A 19,572-nucleotide genomic window follows, 5' to 3' on the forward strand; every position below is an offset into this window, starting at 1 on the left:
ACAAGTCGGGACTTGGAAAGAGCAATCTCAATCTTCCCCATCTCCTTCCTGAAGCTCATCTGGGTCAAGCTCATCTGGATCAGTGAATTCCTCGTCGTCCTCCGATAGGTGAATATCATCCGGGTCAATTTCCAGGATCATTCTATCAAGATTAAAATTAAGATTGTGGGCATTTAAGCAATGATTATCCAATCCTCGCCGCAATTCACTAATATTGTGAATATTTTGACTAATTTTGTTGATAAAGGTTTTGAATTCTTTTTGTGTTAGATTTTCTTTCGTTACTTGGTTAATCTCAGCGCGTAGCCTTTCCCGTTTATCCAGTAATCGTTCTTGTTGCATTTTCACGATTTGGCCCCTTTGCATCAGATAATCTGCAATTTTGTGCCGCCCTTTCTCCTGAAAGCCTCGAATCACATCCTCAAGCCGATCAATGGATTCATCCAACCGTTCTAAGGCATCTTGAAAATCGGTTAAGCGATCGTCGATATCAGGTTCATGAACGCCCACAGTGGCATAGTTTAACGGATGCTCATCTTCCTCCCACAAACCGCCGAACTGAACTAACTGATCACGAACTTCCGCAGCAATCCCCTGATTGGAACCAAACAAAGTTTTCTGAACCTGAACAGCCTGCCAGATCGCCCCCAAACAATCCGTGAAGCGCATATCAGCACTGTTCAGAATAGCCTCTGTGAAATCGGTATGGCAGGCATAGGCCCGACAAAAATAGGCTTGGGTGAGATCCGCACGATAAAAGTTCACGCCCACTAAGTAGGAACTGCCAATCCTAGCATTTCTCAAATTTGCCCGATCGAAAGACGCTCCACTCAAGTAAGCTCGGATAAGTTCCGCTTGACTGAGGTTGGCCTGGGTCAAAAGGGCATCACTCAAATTGACCCGATTTAAAATAGCTTTCTGGAGGTTGGCTCCGGTTAAGTTGGCTGCGGCTAACTTCGATCGGGAGAGTTGAGCCGCTTGGAGATTAGCCTGGGATAAATCCGTATCGCTCAGATCGGCCCCGGTCAACTGCGCCCCTTGCAGGTTGGCCTCCCGTAGTATGGTAGAGGACAGGTTAGTCCGGCTGAGATTCGTATCTCGCAATGAGGCTCGGGTCAAATCGGCCCCCGTTAAGTCCGACTCTTCAATCTTGACTTGATTGAGTTGGGCATCCTGCAAAAACGCATAGCGCAGATCCGTTCCCCGCAGATTCGCCCGATTAAAGTTGGCGCGAGTCAGAATCGCCCGCTTAAGTTTGGCACGGCTCAATCTTGCCCCTTGCAAGCTGGCATCGCAGAGATTGGCACTTTTGAAGTAAGACCCTTGCAGTTCAGCCCGATCGAGGTTAGCCCGTTCTAGCTGGGCATTTTGTAAAGATGCGCCAATCAAAACTGCGGATGCTAAATTGGCATTGCTCAGGATGGCACTGCCAAACAGCGAATTACTGAGTCGGGCATCGCCTAAATTCGCACAATTGAGATTCGCTTCTTCAAAGCTCGCATTCAGCAATTCCGCATATTGGAGATTGGCCGATTGCAACTGTGCCCGGTTGAAGTTGGCTCGTTTGGCATAAATCCGGACTAACTGAGCCTGCCGGAGGTTGACCCCATGCAGGTAAGCCCCTTGTAACTGCGCTTGGGTCAGGTCGGCGTGTTCCAAATTCGCCTCCCGGAGGGAAGCCCCCCGCAGGATAGTGGCCCTCAAATCTGCACCGATCAATTGGGCTTTGGTCAGCAGTGCCCCCCCAAGATCGGCTTGGGCTAGGTTGGCTCCATTCAGATTGGCTCCTTCAAAATTGGTATTGAGCAATCGGGCTGCGGTGAAGTTGGCCGCTTGGAGATCCGCATCGGCAAAGTGCGATCGACGGGCATGGCAGCGATCGAGCCGCGCCTGACACAGCTTCGCCCCAGATAATTTCACACTGATCAGTTGCGTGATGCAATTCTCATTCTGGGGATCGGGACGTAGATCGGCTTGGGTCAGGTTGGCCGCTTTCATCACCGCATTATTCAGCGTAGCTCCCCGCAGAATCGCGTTTTCTAAATTGGCCTGGGTTAAGTTGGTCCGAATTAACTCAGCACGGCTCAGGTCCACTTCCACCAAAATGGCGTTCTGTAGCTTGGCCCCCCGAAATTCGCTATGGATGGCCGTAGCTCCCGTCAAATCGGCACCGGACAGATTGACCCCTCGTAGGGAAGCCCGATTTAAATTGGCCGATCGCAGGGTTGCATAGGAGAACTTGGCAGCCCCACAATCAGCGTTTTCTAGGTTGGCCCGATCGAGATTCACGTGCTCCAAGTTGGCACGACGCAGGCAAGCGCCCGCTAGGTCAGCCCCTCTGAGGTCGGCTCCTGAGAGGTCGGCTCCCCGCAAGTTCACCTGCCGCAGAATCGCTCCCTGCAAGTTGGCGTGGCTGAAGTTTGCGCGGCTCAAATCTTTCCCGGTCAAGTTCTGATTTGCAAAGTCTTGGTGTGAAAAGTCTTGCCCAACGTAGCTACTATCAGGGTTGAACGGTTCCATCGAATACTCCCCTCCCAAACTCTAGCTAGGCTGAATAGGTCTCAGGCTGAATGGCTATTAGGTCTCAGGCTGAATGGCTATTAGGTTGAATAGGTCTCAAGCTGAATTAGGTCTCAAGCTCAATAGGTCTCAAGCTCAATAGGTCTCGGGCTGAACGTGTATTACGCTAAATTTGTATCCGGAATCACAAACTTTCCACCTAACCAGATATTGTTAATTTGGTAACAGTCAAAAGTCCTGCGTACAACTTGCTGACTTATTGTGATATTTGTTACTTTGATTTTTAACGATCTGCCGGAAAGCTAGATGGGGCAAGCCTTTTGGGAAAACTCAAAAAGTCTTTCACCGGGGGGATCAGTGACCAAGTCAATAGATGCTCACATAGTTTTGGGTATCTCAACAAATCTTTGCTGATCCCCAAGGAGAGCCAACGATCGCGCACCTAACGTGGCACCGATGCCCCTAGGATGACAATACATGGGGTACCGCAGCAGGGGAACCGTAGACTGGTAAGCCCTATGAGCCAACCTATGAGCAAATTTTTTCTGATTGGAGTCTTGTGAGCGATCGATCTTTGCCGTCGGGCCTCTACGAACAAACCCTGCTGGATCTGAAACGTCGCATTCGATCGGCGCAGGTACGAGCCGCTTTGGCTGTCAACCAGGAGTTGATTCTGTTGTATTGGCAGATTGGGCAAACCATCCTAGAACAACAGCAGCGTGAAGGCTGGGGTACCAAGGTCATCGATCGCTTGGCCCGCGATCTCAAGCAGGAGTTTCCCACCTTGGGCGGCTTTTCCGCCCGTAATCTCAAGTACATGCGGGCCTTTGCGGAGGCTTATCCTGATCCAGCATTTGTGCAGCGCTGCGTTGCACAAATTCCTTGGCGGCATAACCTGGTCTTGCTAGACAAGCTCAAGCAATCCGAGGAGCGGGCGTGGTATGCCCAGCAGTCCCTAGAAAATGGCTGGAGTCGCGATGTGCTGGCTTTACAGATCGAGAGCAACCTCTACCGTCGCCAGGGGAATGCGGTGACAAATTTCGATCGCACGTTGCCGCAACCGCAGTCCGATCTCGCCCAGCAGTTGATTAAAGATCCCTATCATTTGGAATTCTTAACGCTGGGGAAAGAGGCCCAGGAACGGGATCTCGAAGCAGCACTCATTACCCATATCCGCGATTTTTTGTTGGAACTGGGGGTTGGATTCGCCTTTGTGGGGAGCCAGTACCGCCTAGAGGTCGCTGGGGAAGAGTTTTTTGTCGATTTGCTGTTCTATCACCTCAAACTCCGGTGTTATGTGGCGATCGAACTCAAGATGACGGCATTCAAACCCGAGTACTCTGGCAAGATGAATTTCTATGTGGCGGCGATCGATGATTTGCTACGGCACCCCAGCGACAATCCGACGATCGGCATCATCCTATGTCGAGATAAAAATAAGACGATCGCCGAATATGCCCTTAGAAATGTCAATTCACCCATCGCAATTTCCACCCATCGCTTACCGAAACAATTGGAAGACCAACTCCCCACGATCGAGCAATTAGAAATGGAGATTAACACGGTCCTTTCCGATCTGGTCGAGCAAGTCGAGCAAGTCGAGCAAGCAGAGCGCCCATAACGGTGCAGTCGATAGCCCATACCTGGGCCACTGAGCAAGGAGCTCGATCGGACATTTCAGCCATCACTTTATGGCTCCCTGTTGATTGCGGCTAAAAATAGGGAAACATGGCAGTACATCCCATAGATTTCTTCAGCCAGTTACTGAGCATATCCTATGACCTTCCGCTTCCGATCCCAATCGCTGTGGCTATCTGCCTGCTTCGGTCTGCTGGGCGTCAGCACCACACTCCTGCCGACGCCTGCGTTCGCTTCCACTTCCTTGCCCAGCAATGCGCTCACGGTAGGTTCGACGGAAATGTCTGGATTAGCTCAGGGCCGCGATCGCTACCGTGCGGGCCAATTTTCTGAAGCTATTCTGGCCTGGAAAGCCGCTGCACAACAATATCAAACCGCTGGCGATCGCCTCAACCAAGCCCTAGCCTTAAGCTATGTCTCCCTGGGCTATCAAGAACTCAGCCAATGGAAAGAAGCAGACATTGCCATCCAAGAAAGCTTAAACCTCCTCAAAGCAGCCACTCCCGCCGCCGATGCCATTCTTTGGGCCCAAAGTCTGAATACCCAAGCCAAGTTGCTCCTGTCCACAGGCAAAGCCCAGGCAGCCTTAGACACTTGGCAACAATCCCAGAAGTACTATGAACAGGCGGGCGATCGGGTGGGAAGTATTGGGAGTCAGATTAACCAAGCCCAAGCCCTGCAAACGTTGGGCTTTTATCGCCGGTCTAGACAGCAATTGGAAGCCCTGAATCAGATGCTCAAGGCCATGCCCGACTCAGACATTAAGGTGAGTGGGCTACGATCGTTGGGATCGGCGCTGCACATGATTGGGGCCAATGCAGACAGCCAAAAGGTATTGGAACAGGCATTAGAGATTGCCCGAAAACTGAATCTCACAACAGAGGTCAGCGATTTACTGCAAAACTTGGGGCGGGCAACCGCTGATCTCGGCAATCCAGATGAAGCCCTCCTCTACTTTGAAGAAGCTGACAAAGTGGCGACCGCCCCCCTCGATCGACTCCAGTCCCGCCTCCAACGGTTTAAGCTGTTTGCAGACTACGGCTTGACCGATGAAGCTGCTCCCCTGGCTCCCCAAATTTTGGAACAAATCCAGCAACTGCCCGCCAGCCGCACCTCCCTCTACACCGCCATTAACTTTGCGGCTATGCTGAACCGCTTTGAGAATCCAGCTCAGGCGGTTTCTATCCCGGCCATTAGCCAACTTCTGGAAAAAACCGTGCGATCGGCCCAGCAGCTTCAAGACTCGCAAGCCGAAGCCCATGCCCTGAACCAGTGGAGCCAATGGTATCAACGGACAAAACAGTGGAACGAAGCCAAAACCCTGAGCCAACGCTCCCTGCAACTCGCCCGTCAAATTCAAGCAGACGATATTATTGCCCAATCCACCTGGCAATTGGGTAAATTGCATCGGATTCAAGGCGATCGATTGGAGGCGATCGCCCACTACACCGAAGCGGTTAAAGCCTTGCAGGCCATGCGCGGCGATTTGGTGGCGGTGAATCCGGACATGCAGTTTTCCTTCCGAGAAAGTGTGGAACCCGTTTACCGAGAATTGGTCGCCCTCTTATTGGATGGACAACCCAGTCAAGCCAATTTAGTCCAAGCTCGCGATTTGATTGAATCCCTTCAGGTGGCAGAGCTCGACAACTTCTTCCGAGAAGCTTGTTTAGACAAAACCCAGCAAATCGATCAAATCGATCCCACGGCTACAGTGGTCTATCCGATCATCCTGCCCGATCGCTTGGCCATCATTCATTCCACCGCAGGACAGCCCCTCCGTTACTATTCCACTCCCAAGCCTCAAGCAGACGTTGAACAAACGCTAACGGAAATGCTGGCTGCCCTGAGTCCAGTCTCTAACATCAAGGATCGAAATCGCCTTTCTAAGCAACTCTATGATTGGCTAATTCGTCCAGCGGAAGAAGCCCAAGCCCTGAAAAATACCAAGACGTTGGTGTTTGTCTTAGATGGTCGATTACGGAACATTCCCATGGCCGCCCTCTACGATGGCAAACAATACCTGGTTGAAAAGTATGCCGTTACCCTGTCACCGGGGCTGCAATTGATGGCGTCCCAATCACTGAACTCTAACCAAATTGATGCCATTGTAGGGGGTATTAGCGAAGCGCGATCGGGCTATGCGGCTCTACCCGGTGTGGAAGCAGAAGTGAAGAAAATTTCCAAAACCGTACCCGCTGCAACGCTATTTAACCAAGAGTTCACAGGCTCCGCCCTAGCCCAAGAGGTTAACAATAGCCAAGCCAATGTCGTGCACCTAGCCACCCATGGACAATTCAGCTCGCGGATGGAAGATACGTTCCTGTTGACCTGGGATGGTCAGGTTAACGTGAAAGAACTCTCAGAATTGCTGAAAAAACGCCAAGGGGATACGACGAAACCGATCGAACTGTTGGTACTCAGTGCTTGTGATACAGCGACGGGAGACGATCGTGCCGTACTTGGGCTCGCAGGCTTAGCCGTCAAATCGGGTGCGCGATCGACGATCGCGTCCCTCTGGCCGGTCAAAGACAACGCCGCCTCTCAACTGATGACTAGCTTTTATCAGCAACTCCGCCAACCGGGGATCTCAAAAGCAGAAGCTTTGCGACAAGCCCAAATCGAACTGATTCAGAAAACAGACTTTCGAGATCCCTTCTTCTGGTCAGCCTTTGTTCTCGTTGGAAATTGGCAATAAAGATCCCCAAAAGCAACTTAGAGATCCCAAAAACTAAGAAATTTGCGTTGCCGCTGCAAAATTCCGTGAAGTCTCGGCAGACGAAACGCAGGGAACTTGCCTAGGATGCAGTTAGGCCCCAATTTGACGATTCTAGAATCTACCTCAAATTTTCACCAAGTTAGGTGTAAAGACCATGAAACATCCTACTTTCGCCGGTACGCTCAGTATTTTTGCTGTGATCACTAGCTGCCTCCTCCCTTCCAGTGCTCACGCGCTGACCTTCACACCACCGGCCAACAACACCGCACCTCGACAGTCTACTGGGGGAGCCTCGCGCGGAGCATTTAAATTTGTGCCACCGAGCAACAATAGTGCACCTCGACAGTCTACTGGGGGAGCTTCCCGTGGGCAATTCTTTAGCGGCAATGGTGCACCCAAAGTTGCCACTGGAGGAGCGTCTCGTGGCCAGTTCTTCAGTGGTAAGGGCGCTCCCAGAATGGCCACGGGGGGAGCCTCGCGCGGTCAGTTCTTCAGCGGCAATGGTGCACCCAAAGTTGCCACGGGTGGGGCTTCTCGCGGCCAATTTTTCAGCGGTAATGGTACCCCCAAGGTGACCACAGGGGGGGCCTCCCGGGGTGAGTTCTTCAGTGGCAACGGTGCACCCACTTCAGCCGCCGGGGGAGCCTCTCGCGTAGGAACGTACTATCTCAATCCTTCGATGGTGAGTGCTGATGGCCCTGCCGCTATCAAAGCCCTCCTGCCCCAAAGCTACTTCGGAACAACGATTTCTGAGCGACCCACCATTCTCGTGTATGTGCCAGCCTCGTCTGCCCAAGAGGCGGTTTTTAGCCTTAAGGACGAAGCCGGCAACACTCAATATCAGATGACCTTACCCGTCTCAGGCCAAGCTGGAATCATGGCGGTTACGCTGCCTGCTGATGCACCCGCTTTGGAAGTATCCAAGAATTACCAGTGGTTCCTAGCCCTGAATGTGGATGGTCAACTTAGCCCCAGTACTCCCTACGTGGATGGTTGGGTGCAACGGATTCAACCAAGCGCTGAACTGGCTACGTTGTTGCAGCAGACGGATGGATTAAAACGGGCTGAAGCGTTGGGTAAGGCGGGAGTCTGGTATGACTGCGTTGCGACCTTGTCAGCCGTACGATCGGCACAACCCAATAGCGAAACCTTCAACAAACAATGGACTGATCTGCTGTCCTCTGTAGGTCTCAAAGACATTGAGAAAGCCCCCATGCTGGCATTGGCCTATTGATGCCATCCATAATGCCATCCACATAGTGAATTTTGGGATAGTGGATTTTGCAAGTGGAGGCTACCCCGTTGGGGTTTGATTCTAATGGGTGTATCCCCTCCCAAATTTAGGGTAACAATCTACGAGCTGAACGCAGAAAGCATCCCTAAAAAATGTGTTGTGATGTAGTTGCCTCCCGTTGGTTGTCGCGTAGGGTTTTCAGATTTGTCTGAGGGCTATGTCTGAGGGCTATGTCTGAGAGCGATTCGCGAAACCAATTGAGCAATTTATCACAGCACATTTTGCTAAATCTACTGTAGCTCTATAGTTCATTCCAGTTTTGATTTTTATGAAACTTGCCGTATCTATGTGGCATAGGTTTAGACAGTTAGTTAAAGACACTCGTAGTGTTTGTATTATTACTCCAACAGTGACCCTAGCTGTAATCTCTGGTCAGTTAGTGGGACTGTTCAACTTATCCGAATGGAAGACGCGAGATGAGTTCTTTCGATTACGATCGCAGGATACCTTAGCAGATTCCGTGGTGGTGGTCACCATTGACGAAGAGGATATTCGCTCCGTCAAAAAGTGGCCGATTCCAGACTGGGCCTTGGCTGACCTCATTACAAAAATTCGGGATCAGAAACCTCGGGCCATTGGGCTCGATCTTTACCGAGATTTGCCGGAAGGCAGTGGCCATGACAAATTGGTCAAAGTGTTTCAAACAACGCCAAGCTTGATCGGGGTGGAGAAAGTAACCGGCGATCGAGTTCCCCCATCCCCAGAGTTAAAGAAGCTCAATCAAGTGGGGCTAGCGGATTTAGTCCTAGATGGCGATCGGCAAGTGCGTCGAGCCTTGCTGACGGTGGAAGATGCCAAGGATAAAGGCGCGATCAAGGCAAGTTTGGGAACCTATGTAGCCTTAAAGTATTTAGAAGCAGACAACATTGCCTTAGAAAGTGTAGATCCCAAGCAGCAAAAATTTAAGCTGGGCAAAGCCACCTACGTCCCATTGAAAAACCAGGAAGCGGGATACACCGAAGGGGATTTAGGGGGGTATCAGATTCTGCTGAATTGGCATGGCTCAGAGACGGCCTTCCGCACCGTGACGATGCGAGATGTAATAGCAGGGCGTATTCCAGCGGATTTAATGCGCGATCGCATGGTCTTTATTGGTTCGACAGCAACCAGCACCAATGACTTTTTTGGAACCCCCTTTAGTAATTCCTGGTTGTACGCCCAAAAGCCAACCCCCGGTGTGGTCATTCATGCCAATATTGCCTATCAATTAGTGCGAGGAGCCAAGCACGGTGGCACCACCCTGACAGGATTTTCTGGAGAGCAACTAGCGGGCTGGATTTTCCTGTGGTCGCTACTCGGCTCAGCAGGCTGTTGGACGCTGGCTAGCACTCAAACTCGCCGTAGAATCGTAGGGGGCCGAATTTTCTGGGCAACCTTGGGCGCAACTGGCGTGGTTTTAGTGGGAGCCTATGGTGCTTTTCTAGGAGGATGGCTGGTTCCTATTTCGCCGACGTTAGCAGCGCTGATTACCAGTGTCATTGCAACAACGAATGCCTATAAACAGCAAAAGCTAGAAGATACCAATCAACAACTGGAGATCGCGAACAGCCAACTGGTTGATTACTCCAAAAATCTGGAGGTCAAGGTTGAAGAGCGCACCCGCGAACTCCATGCCGCCAAGCTCGCAGCGGACTCTGCAAACCAAGCCAAAAGTGAATTTTTGGCCAATATGAGCCATGAGTTGCGAACCCCATTAAATGGCATTTTGGGGTATGCGCAAGTTCTAGAACGATCCGCCCATCTCAGTACCAAGGATTTAGACGGGGTACAAATTATTCATCAATGTGGTTCTCACCTGTTGATGTTGATTAATGACATTTTAGATCTCTCCAAAATTGAAGCGCGTAAGTTAGAACTGTTTCCTTCCAGCGTACATCTCACCAGTTTCCTCCATACGGTCACGGAAATTTGCAGCATTCGCGCCGATCAAAAAGGAATTGGCTTTTATGTCGAGATGAGCGATCGATTGCCCACGGGGATTCAAGTCGATGAAAAACGATTGCGGCAATTACTCATCAACTTGTTAGGTAATGCGATTAAATTTACCGATCAAGGAGGCGTTACCTTTAAAGCCTATCCGCTCACCGAGGGGTTTGATAATGCATCAACGGTGACTCTGCGCTTCCAAGTGCAAGACACGGGAATTGGAATGACTCCCGAGCAGTTGGAAAAAATCTTTTTACCCTTTGAGCAAGTGGGTGAAGGCGGTAAGCGCCCCGATGGCACGGGGTTGGGCTTGGCGATTAGTCAACGGATTGCGGCCTTAATGGACAGCCAAATTCAGGTACAGAGTCAGTTAGGAGAAGGCAGTCAGTTTTGGTTGGATCTGGAACTCCCGATCGCCCGAGACTGGGATGTGGCCCAGCAACCTGTGGGTTATCACAATGTGACTGGCATCCAAGGGGATGCCCCCTGTGTGCTAGTGATTGATGATGATGAAACCCATTGTTCCATGCTAACGGCCTTCCTCCAGAGCATTGGATTCCGGACATTGACGGCCTTAGACGGAAAACAAGGGCTTCAGATGGCAACTGAACATGGGCCAGATGTCATTGTGGCCGATCTTACGATGCCCATGATGGATGGATTTGAACTCATCGTCCATTTACAAAAGAATGCTATAACGAGTGCCATTCCGATCGTGGTCTCTAGCGCCAGTGTATTTGATACCGATCGGCAAAGGAGTTTGGAAGTTGGAGCCAAAACCTTCTTACCCAAACCCGTGCAAATGGAAGACCTCCTCAATACCCTGCAAACTTTAATGGATTTGAACTGGGTCTATACAGCCGATGAGGCAGCATCAAGTACGGGCAAGGCCATAGATGGAAACCCAAGTTCCAATGAAGGAGAAGCCCTGATCCCTGCGAAGGAGGTGCTGGAGCAGCTTTATCATCTTGCCATGATGGGAGATATTGCAGGAATTGAGGGCATTCTAAGAGAAATCTCTGAGCAGGATCGACGGTTTATTCCCTTTGCCTCTGAACTAGGCAAGTTCGCTGCTAATTTCCAAACAGGCAGAATTCGGCAGTTACTTAAAGTGCATTTAGAAATAGGAGTTCCTCAGTGATTACGGCGACCGTGACTCAAACGATTTGTATCCTATTGGTGGATGATAATCCAACCAACTTAAAAGTGCTGTCAGAGGCAATTCAAGGGAATAGCTGGAAGGCGTTAATGGCCACCGATGGGGAGTCGGCGATCGAACAAGCGGAATATGCCCATCCCGATCTGATTCTGTTGGACGTGATGATGCCTGGGATTGATGGCTTTGAAACCTGCCGCAGACTCAAAATCAATCCCCTAACACAGGATATTCCGATCATTTTTATGACGGCACTGTCCGAAACGATGGATAAAGTCCGGGGACTCGAATTGGGGGCAGTGGACTACATCACGAAACCCTTCCAGCAGGAAGAAGTCATTGCTCGCCTCAAGCTCCATCTGCAAATTTCCCAACTGACCCATACGTTGGAACAACGGGTACAGGAACGGACTGCCGAACTCTCCCAGTCCCTCGCCCAGTTGCAACAGGCTCAAGTGCAATTGGTACAAAGTGAAAAAATGTCCATGCTGGGACAACTGGTGGCTGGGATTGGCCATGAGATTAACAACCCGATCGGGTTTATTCGGGGCAACATTACGCCCATGCAGGACTACATTCAAGATTTATTTGATTTGATCCATCTCTATCAGGAGAAGTTTCCCGATCCTGGCACGGAAATTCTCGATCTAGCGGAGATGATTGATATTGATTATCTGGCGGAAGATTTACCCAAGATTATGCGATCGATGGAGCAGGGGGTCGATCGGCTTCAAGAGATTAGTCTATCGCTGAGAACCTTTGCCCGAGCAGATATCGCGTCTAAGATAGAATTTTCTTTGCATGAGGGAATCGATAGCACCATCATGCTGCTGAGACATCGCCTCAAGGCCAATGAGAAACGGCCTGAAATAGTGATTGTTAAGCAGTTTGAGCCAGTTCCGCCGATTAGTTGCCATCCTGGTCAGCTCAACCAGGTCTTTATGAATATTATTGCCAATGCGATCGATGCCTTTGATGATCTGAATCAAAATCGTTCCTATAAAGAAATTGAAGCCTGCCCCAACGTCATCACCATTACGATTACCTTAGATGAGTCTAAGAAAAATGCGGTTGTGCGGATTCAAGACAATGGGATGGGAATTCCGGCGGAATTGCAGAACCAAATTTTTGAGGCATCCTTTACAACGAAAGCAGTCGGTAAAGGGACTGGCTTAGGGTTGGCGATCAGTCACCAAATCATTGTAGACAAGCATCATGGCCAGTTACATTGCGTGACTAAACCGAATGTAGGAACTGAGTTTATTATTACCTTACCCGTTGTTTAGTTAATTTTTTAGCTAATGGTTTTTCAGATAAATTTAGCGATAGTTTAGATGATGATTTAAATGATGTTTTTATCAACTATTTAACCGACCGTTTAACTGACCGTTTAACTGACTGTTCAACTAGGGTTGGAGCAGATTGACGCAGATTGCGATTGGTACGGAAGCACTGGCTATAGCAACACTTAACTTTAGATGAATCACTATGACCGGAGAAAATATTTCATGCTAGGGATGTCCTGAATTGGAGGAAGCGACTGGGGAATATTAAGCGGGGCTATTCACCCCTGGCTTGCCGCCTTAGAAGCAGCAAAGCTTTGACCGCCTTGGCCCATGGCTTGGCTCCTATAACCTTGGCCCTTTGCCCTACGGTTGTTGCTCCCCACCGTCATTCCCATGAAGACTTCTGCGCTCCCAGCCTCGGTTCCCACACCGAGTCGTCCCCTCACCCGTTTGTATGTGTTGTCGCTAACGGCCATTGCGACTCTGGCGATCGTTGGACAAGTCCTAGTTCAGAAACAGTTAGATCGACAATCAACGGATCTCAAAATTATTCAAACTGCGCAAAATCGGCAGACCCTGTGTCAACAACTGCTGAAGAATGCCATTGCCATTCCTCTGCTGCGGGATCCCGATCGACGCCAAGAACGCCTCACGGAACTCCAGCAAGTTCTGACCCAATGGCAAACGAGTAAAGATGCACTCCGGCAGGATTTGCAGTCTATGGTGTCGCCAGCGGACTTTGCAGAGGTGGATGCCATGCTCAAGAAGCTGGATCCCAGCTCCCAAGCCATGGTGGAAGCCGCGCAAATGATCTTGTCCACCTTTCAAGCTCGCCCCAACACGGTTCCATCGGCCCCCCGAGATCGTCGGCTAGCCCCGAATCGCTTGTCGCCCTCTGGGACTCTGGCAAATCCGGAGGAGTTGGTTGCAGGCCCCCGTTTGCTGCAAGCAGAACAGGAATTCACCCGGATCAATAGCGAGATTATTCGTTGGTATAGTCACAAGGCGAAGGATGGTGTCACCCACCTCAAAATTTTGGAATTTGGCTTGTTGGGAGTGACACTGGTTGTGCTGGTGTTGGAAGGGATTTTGATTTTTCGGCCTGCGGTGCGCAAGCTGGAAGAGACAATGACCGCCCTCCGGCAAGCGCTCCGACAAGTGACTCAAGAACAGGAAAAATCGGAAAAGTTATTGCTCAATATTCTGCCGGAGCCGATCGCCGATCGCTTAAAACGCGAACCCCAAGCCATCGCCGATGGATTTGCAGAAGCTACGGTGTTATTTGCCGATATTGTGGGCTTTACGGAGTTGTCCAGTCGATTGTCCCCCCAGGATTTGGTCGCACAGTTGAATGAAATTTTTTCCCAGTTCGATCGACTAGCGGAACAGTACGGACTGGAAAAGATTAAAACGATCGGGGATGCCTATATGGTTGTGGGCGGATTGCCGGAGCCCCGGAGTGATCATGCCGTGGCAATTGCAGAAATGGCGATCGCCATGCAGACTGCATTAGCAACCATCAATCGGAACCGAGGGGAATCCCTGAGTATCCGTGTGGGAATTAACAGCGGCCCCGTTGTGGCGGGCGTGATTGGCTTGAAGAAGTTTATCTATGATCTCTGGGGCGATACGGTAAATGTGGCCAGCCGGATGGAATCCCATGGCCAGCCGGGAAGTATTCATGTTAGCGATGCTACATACCAACAACTTAAACATCTCTACGAATTTGAGGAGCGCGGAGTTATCCCCATCAAAGGAAAGGGAGAAATGCGCACCTACTGGCTGAAAGGCAAACTACAAATGATGGTTAACAGCGTTAAATCATGATGAAATCTCGATGAAAGACTAATGGGATAATGTGCCAAGGAGAAAATTGCAACGGTAGCAACCAATCTATATTCATTAGAAATAACAACCCTAAATAAGGAAGGGAAATGTACAGTCAGTCATCCCAGTATTCATTCTCTATGCTGCACAAATTCCATAGTGCGGCAGTAAATCATGGATGACAAATAAGCGATGAGCTTGTAACGCATCATGGAATAGTTTCCAATTGCTGGTGAGAAATGTGGGTGAATAGGAAAAAACATCATTTTCACTATCGGACTCACGCACAGTTCCCACAGCTTGAAACTTCCAGGAACCCTGACCTTTTGCTACGTATTGCACATTGGCTGCTCCAAAACTAAATTTCCCTGCTTGGATCGCAGCTACCCATTTTTGATGACGGGTCATCCCATTATCATCTCGGATGTTCTGAATCATCTCTTGAATTAACTGGCGATCGGCTTGAGGTAATCCTGAAACCTCTGCATCGGGGTTGCCTAAGCAATAGCGTTGCATGACTCGACACATGGCATCAGCGGCTTCTAGGTAATCCCGGGGGTTATTTCGAGTAATTCGTTCGCCGCGTCCATTGGTGTACCCCCATTGTAAAAAGGGTTTATCAGGGTTACTGAGTACTGCCCCATGCCCCAAGGGCAAGGCTTCACTAATGAAGTAATTGGCTAGACGATCGAGCAAGCGGCGATCGGGCTTTCCATCAGAGCCTGTAATGTCTTTTGCTTCATTTACGCGATGGTTCACCCCTGCAAACCCTTGGTGAGCCCAGGTATCAGCATAGACATGCAGGGTGATGCCTAAACGGTGCAACCCATAGGCATGATCCCGTTCTCGAATGCATTCCCGCACCATATCCTGGGCAACGGCGCTGTTGGGACGACAAATCAGTTTGTCAATAAAGTGATCCGAGGGATCTTGTCCTGCGGGTAGTCCACCGTTACCGGGTAAAAAGTGGAAGGGAATCCAAACGAAATGGTTGGCTAACTCCTGAAAATTCCGGTAATCCAGCATTTTGTGGGCCGAGCTAATCCGGCTGAACAAGGCTCCGCTATCAAATCGAAGGACTCCGGAGTTGGTTGCATCATCTACGTACTGAGCACTATGGGCAATGATGTTGGCCGATCGATCGTCGAAGCCAGCTAAGCGTGCTAGGACGTAAGTTACGCCATGGTGGAAATCGATTTGCATAATCAGAACGGTATAGAGCGAGCAGTAATCTAACTCTATTGTGCTGATCACCCAGCCATTTCCAGAGAAATTTTTCAAAATTTAATTAATCACAGGATTCAGACCTTCATCGACGACCCAATCGAGAGATTTCCCAATGGATTGAATTGATCAGAATTGACCGTTGGGAAGGGGGCTAGAGTCGTACTAACGTTTAAACCCTTTGGCTGGAGAGGCTTTTGTCTTCTTGGCCTGTGCTTTACTGACGGCGATGAACGCTTCTTGAAATAATTCATGGAGGTGTAGTGGAACACTGGCAGTGTCGGGTAACTCCGGCTCCAAAGGTTTGCCCATTGCGTAGAGTTGGTCGTTAAGTCGGGCAAGGGTGAAATCGGGTTGTTCCAAGGTCTGTTGAACAAGCGTTTCCACCGCTACAGGATACAACGCAGCGAGATGCTGAAAGACAAACACTGGAACAGCCGGATCATTCAGCAGTTTTCGGAAAGCTTGCACTGCTTGTTCGATCGAATACCCCTTTCCCGACTGCAAATACTGTTCTAAGGACGCATAGGATGTTAGGAAGCATTGTCCCCACCGGGGATGGGTCAGCATGGTGACGGCCTCAGCCTGCTGGAGGGTGGGGGGTAACTCCATGGGGGGAATCACCATTTTGCTAGCTTTGGCGCTGTTCAACTGTCTATTTTCTGTTTCCGTTAAAGTATCTTCTGCATCTGCAATAGCATTCTCTAAAATTTCTTCTGCGTTGACTTGAGCATTCTGAAGTTGTTGGTCAGAGAGGGTATCCTGAAAAGCTTTGAGGCGTTGATTAAGTTGCCGTCCCGGTAGGGTCACAATGGATGACCCGAAGAACGCTTGACTGGCATGGTATTGTTTCTCAACCGATCGCCAGGATTCCTCTAATAAATCCGGGGCATCGCTGTAGAGATAGCGGCGATAACATTGCCGAAAATTCCCGATCGCAACGGCTAGTTTAGGTTTCCCCAACCGACCAAGCAACACAGGCTGGGTTAAGGCCATCCAGCGATCGCCTTGAAACGGCGCAATCTGCACTAAGCAAATTTCCTGCGGCTGTAAACGAGCTTGAATTTCCGATGCAACGTGTCCTAAATGAACACGATACGAACGCTGGGTTAGCCAGTTTTGAAGCTGATAGTACCCCTCTCCTAGAACTTCGGTAATTTCAAACAAGCTGACGATCGCCTGTGTCCAACTGCGGATGAGCTGTTGTTCAGCCGGAGAGAGGGCTGGATGGTGCTGAATGAAAGTTTCGATCGGGGGTTTGCCTAAAGTTTGATCTTCTACCATAAATCGAGTGAGCAAAAGTTCTCGATTGGGCCAATTGCCTGGATTCGGCTGCTTCAATTGCCGAGCGCTGTACTGTTCAAGGGCGATCGCGCCTTCGCCCTCAGCATCATAAATGAAGTCAATGATTTCTTGTTTCAGTTGTACTGCGCGATCGATGGAAAGAGTCGAGGTTTCGGTTAACGATGGTTGAGTCAAAATCATAGGTCAGTTTATTTCCAGCGAGAGGGACGATTTGATTAACGGATTGAGATCAAACTGAGATCAAGCTGAGATCAAGCTCAGTCAAATAATGGGAATTCAGTAATTTGCATTCAGTGATTAGAAAAATGCAGTTAAATAAAATTTAGAAAGATACTAGCTCAATTCAACGTTTAAAGTCATGAAAGACGGAAAAATTAAATGAATTTTGATCACTAGCTATTATTTTCGAAATCGTTAACATTATGCTTATGATCATCGAGATAAACCTTAAAGGCGATCAAAATAATTCAGAAAAGGCGATCAAAAGAATTCAAATCAATTCGTTTTTAAATGTCTTCCAAGAATTTTCTGAATCATAGGCTCAATCTCTAAATCTTGCAAGTCTTGATCTGTTGGTGCTATAAGCTCAAAGCCTTGTTATATCAGAGGTGTAACACTTTAGAGAGAGCAGAGAAAAAGGAACTTTCCTTCAATAGAGTGACAAGCTGAAGTCCAAGCTGCAAAGACCTTCGGACTATAGGTTGATTCAGAATACACGATCGACAAGATACATTACAGACATCGACGCAGACACCTGTTGAAAGACACGGCTGAATAACACGGCTGAATAGCGCGGCTGAATAATGCGGCTGAATGTCTCGTCAGAAACCATACCAGGGAGACCCTATGAAACTATTTTCAGTTCTAAAAAAAGCTTTTCGTTCTGTTCAACTTTCTCTAGCAACTTTGGCTTGCATGAGTATCCTAAGTTTTGGGGCAACGGCTCCAGCCTTCGCAGCTCCCGTGTCAGTAACGCAACCAGGTTCGATCGCGGCCATCGGCATCGGTCGTCAAGCGGAAGGAACGATCGAGCAAGCGGCTGGTAAAGCAGAAAGTGTTAAGGATAGCGTCGCCGCCAAGGCCAAAGGTGTGGCTAAGCAGGTGGAAGGCCGTGCGAAGTATGACATCGGTCGGGTAGAAGATGCGGCTCAGCGCACAGGTGACAAAACCGACGCACTGACTAAGCAAGCTAAGGGGAAAGCTGAACAGGATATTGGCAAGGCCCAGGATGCTGTTACCGACGCCACCAATAACGCGATCGATGCGGTAAAAGGCCTGTTTAGTAAATAGAACGATTTTGCAATCGTATTTTGAATCATCAATTGATTGCTGAAGGCTCACTAGTTATCCTTGCGCCATTGTTTAATGCTTGTTTTAACTGTGGGTAATACACTGACTGAACCGCTATAACTCAGAATTTCTTAGGAGGAAATACCATGTCTTTTCGTTCTTTGTTTGCCATGTTTTCCATGTTCGTTTGTTCCGCGATGCTGTTTTTAGGCTTGACGATGAGTCCTACGTTGGCAGCTCCGGCTAGCAATCCCACGGAAGGTACTGCACAAATGCCTGAATCCATGGCTGCGGCTGAAGATGTGGCTTCTAAATCGGCCCCTATGAATTTAGAGGAAATTGAAGCTCGCAATAAGGGTGGACTCAACGAAGTTCAGGGTTCTGCTGACGCAGATAAAATGTATCGTAGCGATACCTCTAAGCCCGGACCTGCCATTGCTCGCAAGCTAGAAAAAGCGATCGATAAAGTTACGAAATAGCCGTAGAAGTTAGTACGTTACGTAGTTAGTACATGACTTCAGTCTGTTACTTCGGTGAAAGGTGAAGATTTGACAAGAGTGACTGATCCCAGTGCATAGCAGCTTTTGTCAAATCAACTCACCGACTCGATTTATCCAATTTACAGTAGAACCTAGTGAGTCTTTTGTAGATTGAGATAAATTTTACAGACTTAACTTGTGCAGACTTAACTTGTGCAGATTTAATTTGCACTGAATTGCGGGAAAATCCAGCTCTAACCCAAGGATTTATGGGCTTTACCCGCTGACGCTAAAGCTTAATAGGAATAGAGGTAATTCCAATGGCTACTAAATCAACGCTTCGCGCAATTAACATTGGTCTAACCGATAGTGAGCGTGAAGGTGTCATTAACCTACTCAATGTTGCCCTTTCTGATGGCTATTTGCTTCTCATCAAGACTAAAAAATATCACTGGGATGTGGTTGGCCCCCAATTTTTAACGTTGCACCAGCTCTGGGAAGAACAGTATCAAATGCTTTCAGAAAGCATTGACGAATATGCTGAACGAGTGCGGATGCTGGGGGGATACCCAGTAGGAACTGCGGCAGGATTTCTGCAATATACCACGCTTACCGAAGATGCGGGAGATATTCTGAGTGCAACGGATATGGTGGCTCGACTGGTCGCCGACCACGAACAGATCATTCGCAATCTCCGATCTGCGGTTGATCAATGTTCCGATGACTTCCATGATGAAGGAACCACTGATTTCCTCACGGGCAAAATGGAAGCCCACGAAGCCATGGCTTGGATGTTGCGATCGTTCATTGAAGGGGAAGCCGTGAAGCCCAACGGTCAAATTCCGAGTGCCAATGCTGTTGCGATTCCGGCGGGCGTCTAATTTGACTGACCTATAGATTGAGAAGGAACC

Annotated in this window: 12 protein-coding genes; 9 read left to right on the top strand and 3 right to left on the bottom strand. The window is 49.2% G+C overall.

Annotated features, from left to right (window positions below):
- Nucleotides 1-27: 27 nt before the first annotated feature.
- Entirely contained in the window at nt 28-2,520 is a 2,493-nt protein-coding gene (locus tag H6G21_RS13960) for a pentapeptide repeat-containing protein (RefSeq protein ID WP_190574026.1), read from the bottom strand.
- Nucleotides 2,521-3,079: 559 nt separating this feature from the next.
- Between H6G21_RS13960 and H6G21_RS13965 the strand changes: the two genes are divergently transcribed.
- The 6 genes from H6G21_RS13965 to H6G21_RS13990 all read left to right on the top strand — a co-directional run bounded on the left by H6G21_RS13965 (nt 3,080) and on the right by H6G21_RS13990 (nt 14,363).
- On the top strand, nt 3,080-4,141 hold the full coding sequence (locus H6G21_RS13965; protein WP_347278020.1) for a PDDEXK nuclease domain-containing protein: 1,062 nt from the start codon (nt 3,080-3,082) through the stop codon (nt 4,139-4,141).
- 156 nt (nt 4,142-4,297) lie between these two features.
- Nucleotides 4,298-6,853, top strand: a complete 2,556-nt coding sequence (locus tag H6G21_RS13970; RefSeq protein ID WP_190574027.1) for a CHAT domain-containing protein — start codon at nt 4,298-4,300, stop codon at nt 6,851-6,853.
- A gap of 175 nt (nt 6,854-7,028) precedes the next feature.
- A complete protein-coding gene (locus tag H6G21_RS13975; RefSeq protein ID WP_190574028.1) occupies nt 7,029-8,108 on the top strand; it encodes a DUF928 domain-containing protein in 1,080 nt (359 codons plus the stop codon).
- 346 nt (nt 8,109-8,454) lie between these two features.
- Nucleotides 8,455-11,235, top strand: a complete 2,781-nt coding sequence (locus H6G21_RS13980; RefSeq protein ID WP_190574029.1) for a CHASE2 domain-containing protein — start codon at nt 8,455-8,457, stop codon at nt 11,233-11,235.
- Nucleotides 11,232-12,536 carry a response regulator gene (locus H6G21_RS13985; RefSeq protein ID WP_190574030.1) on the top strand — a complete coding sequence of 435 codons (1,305 nt, stop codon included), beginning with the start codon at nt 11,232-11,234 and terminating at the stop codon, nt 12,534-12,536. Before H6G21_RS13980 ends, H6G21_RS13985 begins: the two co-directional genes overlap by 4 nt.
- 393 nt (nt 12,537-12,929) lie before the next feature.
- Nucleotides 12,930-14,363 (top strand): adenylate/guanylate cyclase domain-containing protein, encoded by a 1,434-nt coding sequence (locus H6G21_RS13990; RefSeq protein WP_190574031.1) that lies wholly within the window; start codon nt 12,930-12,932, stop codon nt 14,361-14,363.
- Between the two features lie 138 nt (nt 14,364-14,501).
- On the opposite strand, the gene H6G21_RS13995 is transcribed toward H6G21_RS13990, so the two are convergent.
- Both H6G21_RS13995 and H6G21_RS14000 read right to left on the bottom strand, forming a co-directional pair.
- A complete protein-coding gene (locus H6G21_RS13995; RefSeq protein ID WP_190574057.1) occupies nt 14,502-15,566 on the bottom strand; it encodes a DUF6765 family protein in 1,065 nt (354 codons plus the stop codon).
- Nucleotides 15,567-15,752: 186 nt separating this feature from the next.
- Complete coding sequence (locus H6G21_RS14000) at nt 15,753-17,072, bottom strand: hypothetical protein (protein ID WP_190574032.1); 1,320 nt, start codon at nt 17,070-17,072, stop codon at nt 15,753-15,755.
- 735 nt (nt 17,073-17,807) lie between these two features.
- On the opposite strand from H6G21_RS14000, the gene H6G21_RS14005 reads away from it, so the two are divergent.
- From H6G21_RS14005 to H6G21_RS14015, 3 genes are all read left to right on the top strand, one after another.
- A complete protein-coding gene (locus H6G21_RS14005) occupies nt 17,808-18,182 on the top strand; it encodes a hypothetical protein (protein ID WP_190574033.1) in 375 nt (124 codons plus the stop codon).
- A gap of 146 nt (nt 18,183-18,328) precedes the next feature.
- Nucleotides 18,329-18,661, top strand: coding sequence for a hypothetical protein (locus H6G21_RS14010; protein WP_190574034.1), 333 nt, complete (start codon nt 18,329-18,331; stop codon nt 18,659-18,661).
- A gap of 320 nt (nt 18,662-18,981) precedes the next feature.
- Entirely contained in the window at nt 18,982-19,542 is a 561-nt protein-coding gene (locus H6G21_RS14015) for a Dps family protein (RefSeq protein ID WP_190574035.1), read from the top strand.
- The last annotated feature ends 30 nt before the right edge of the window (nt 19,543-19,572 follow it).

It is taken from the genome of Alkalinema sp. FACHB-956 (assembly GCF_014697025.1).
In the GTDB taxonomy this organism is placed as follows: domain Bacteria; phylum Cyanobacteriota; class Cyanobacteriia; order Leptolyngbyales; family Leptolyngbyaceae; genus Alkalinema.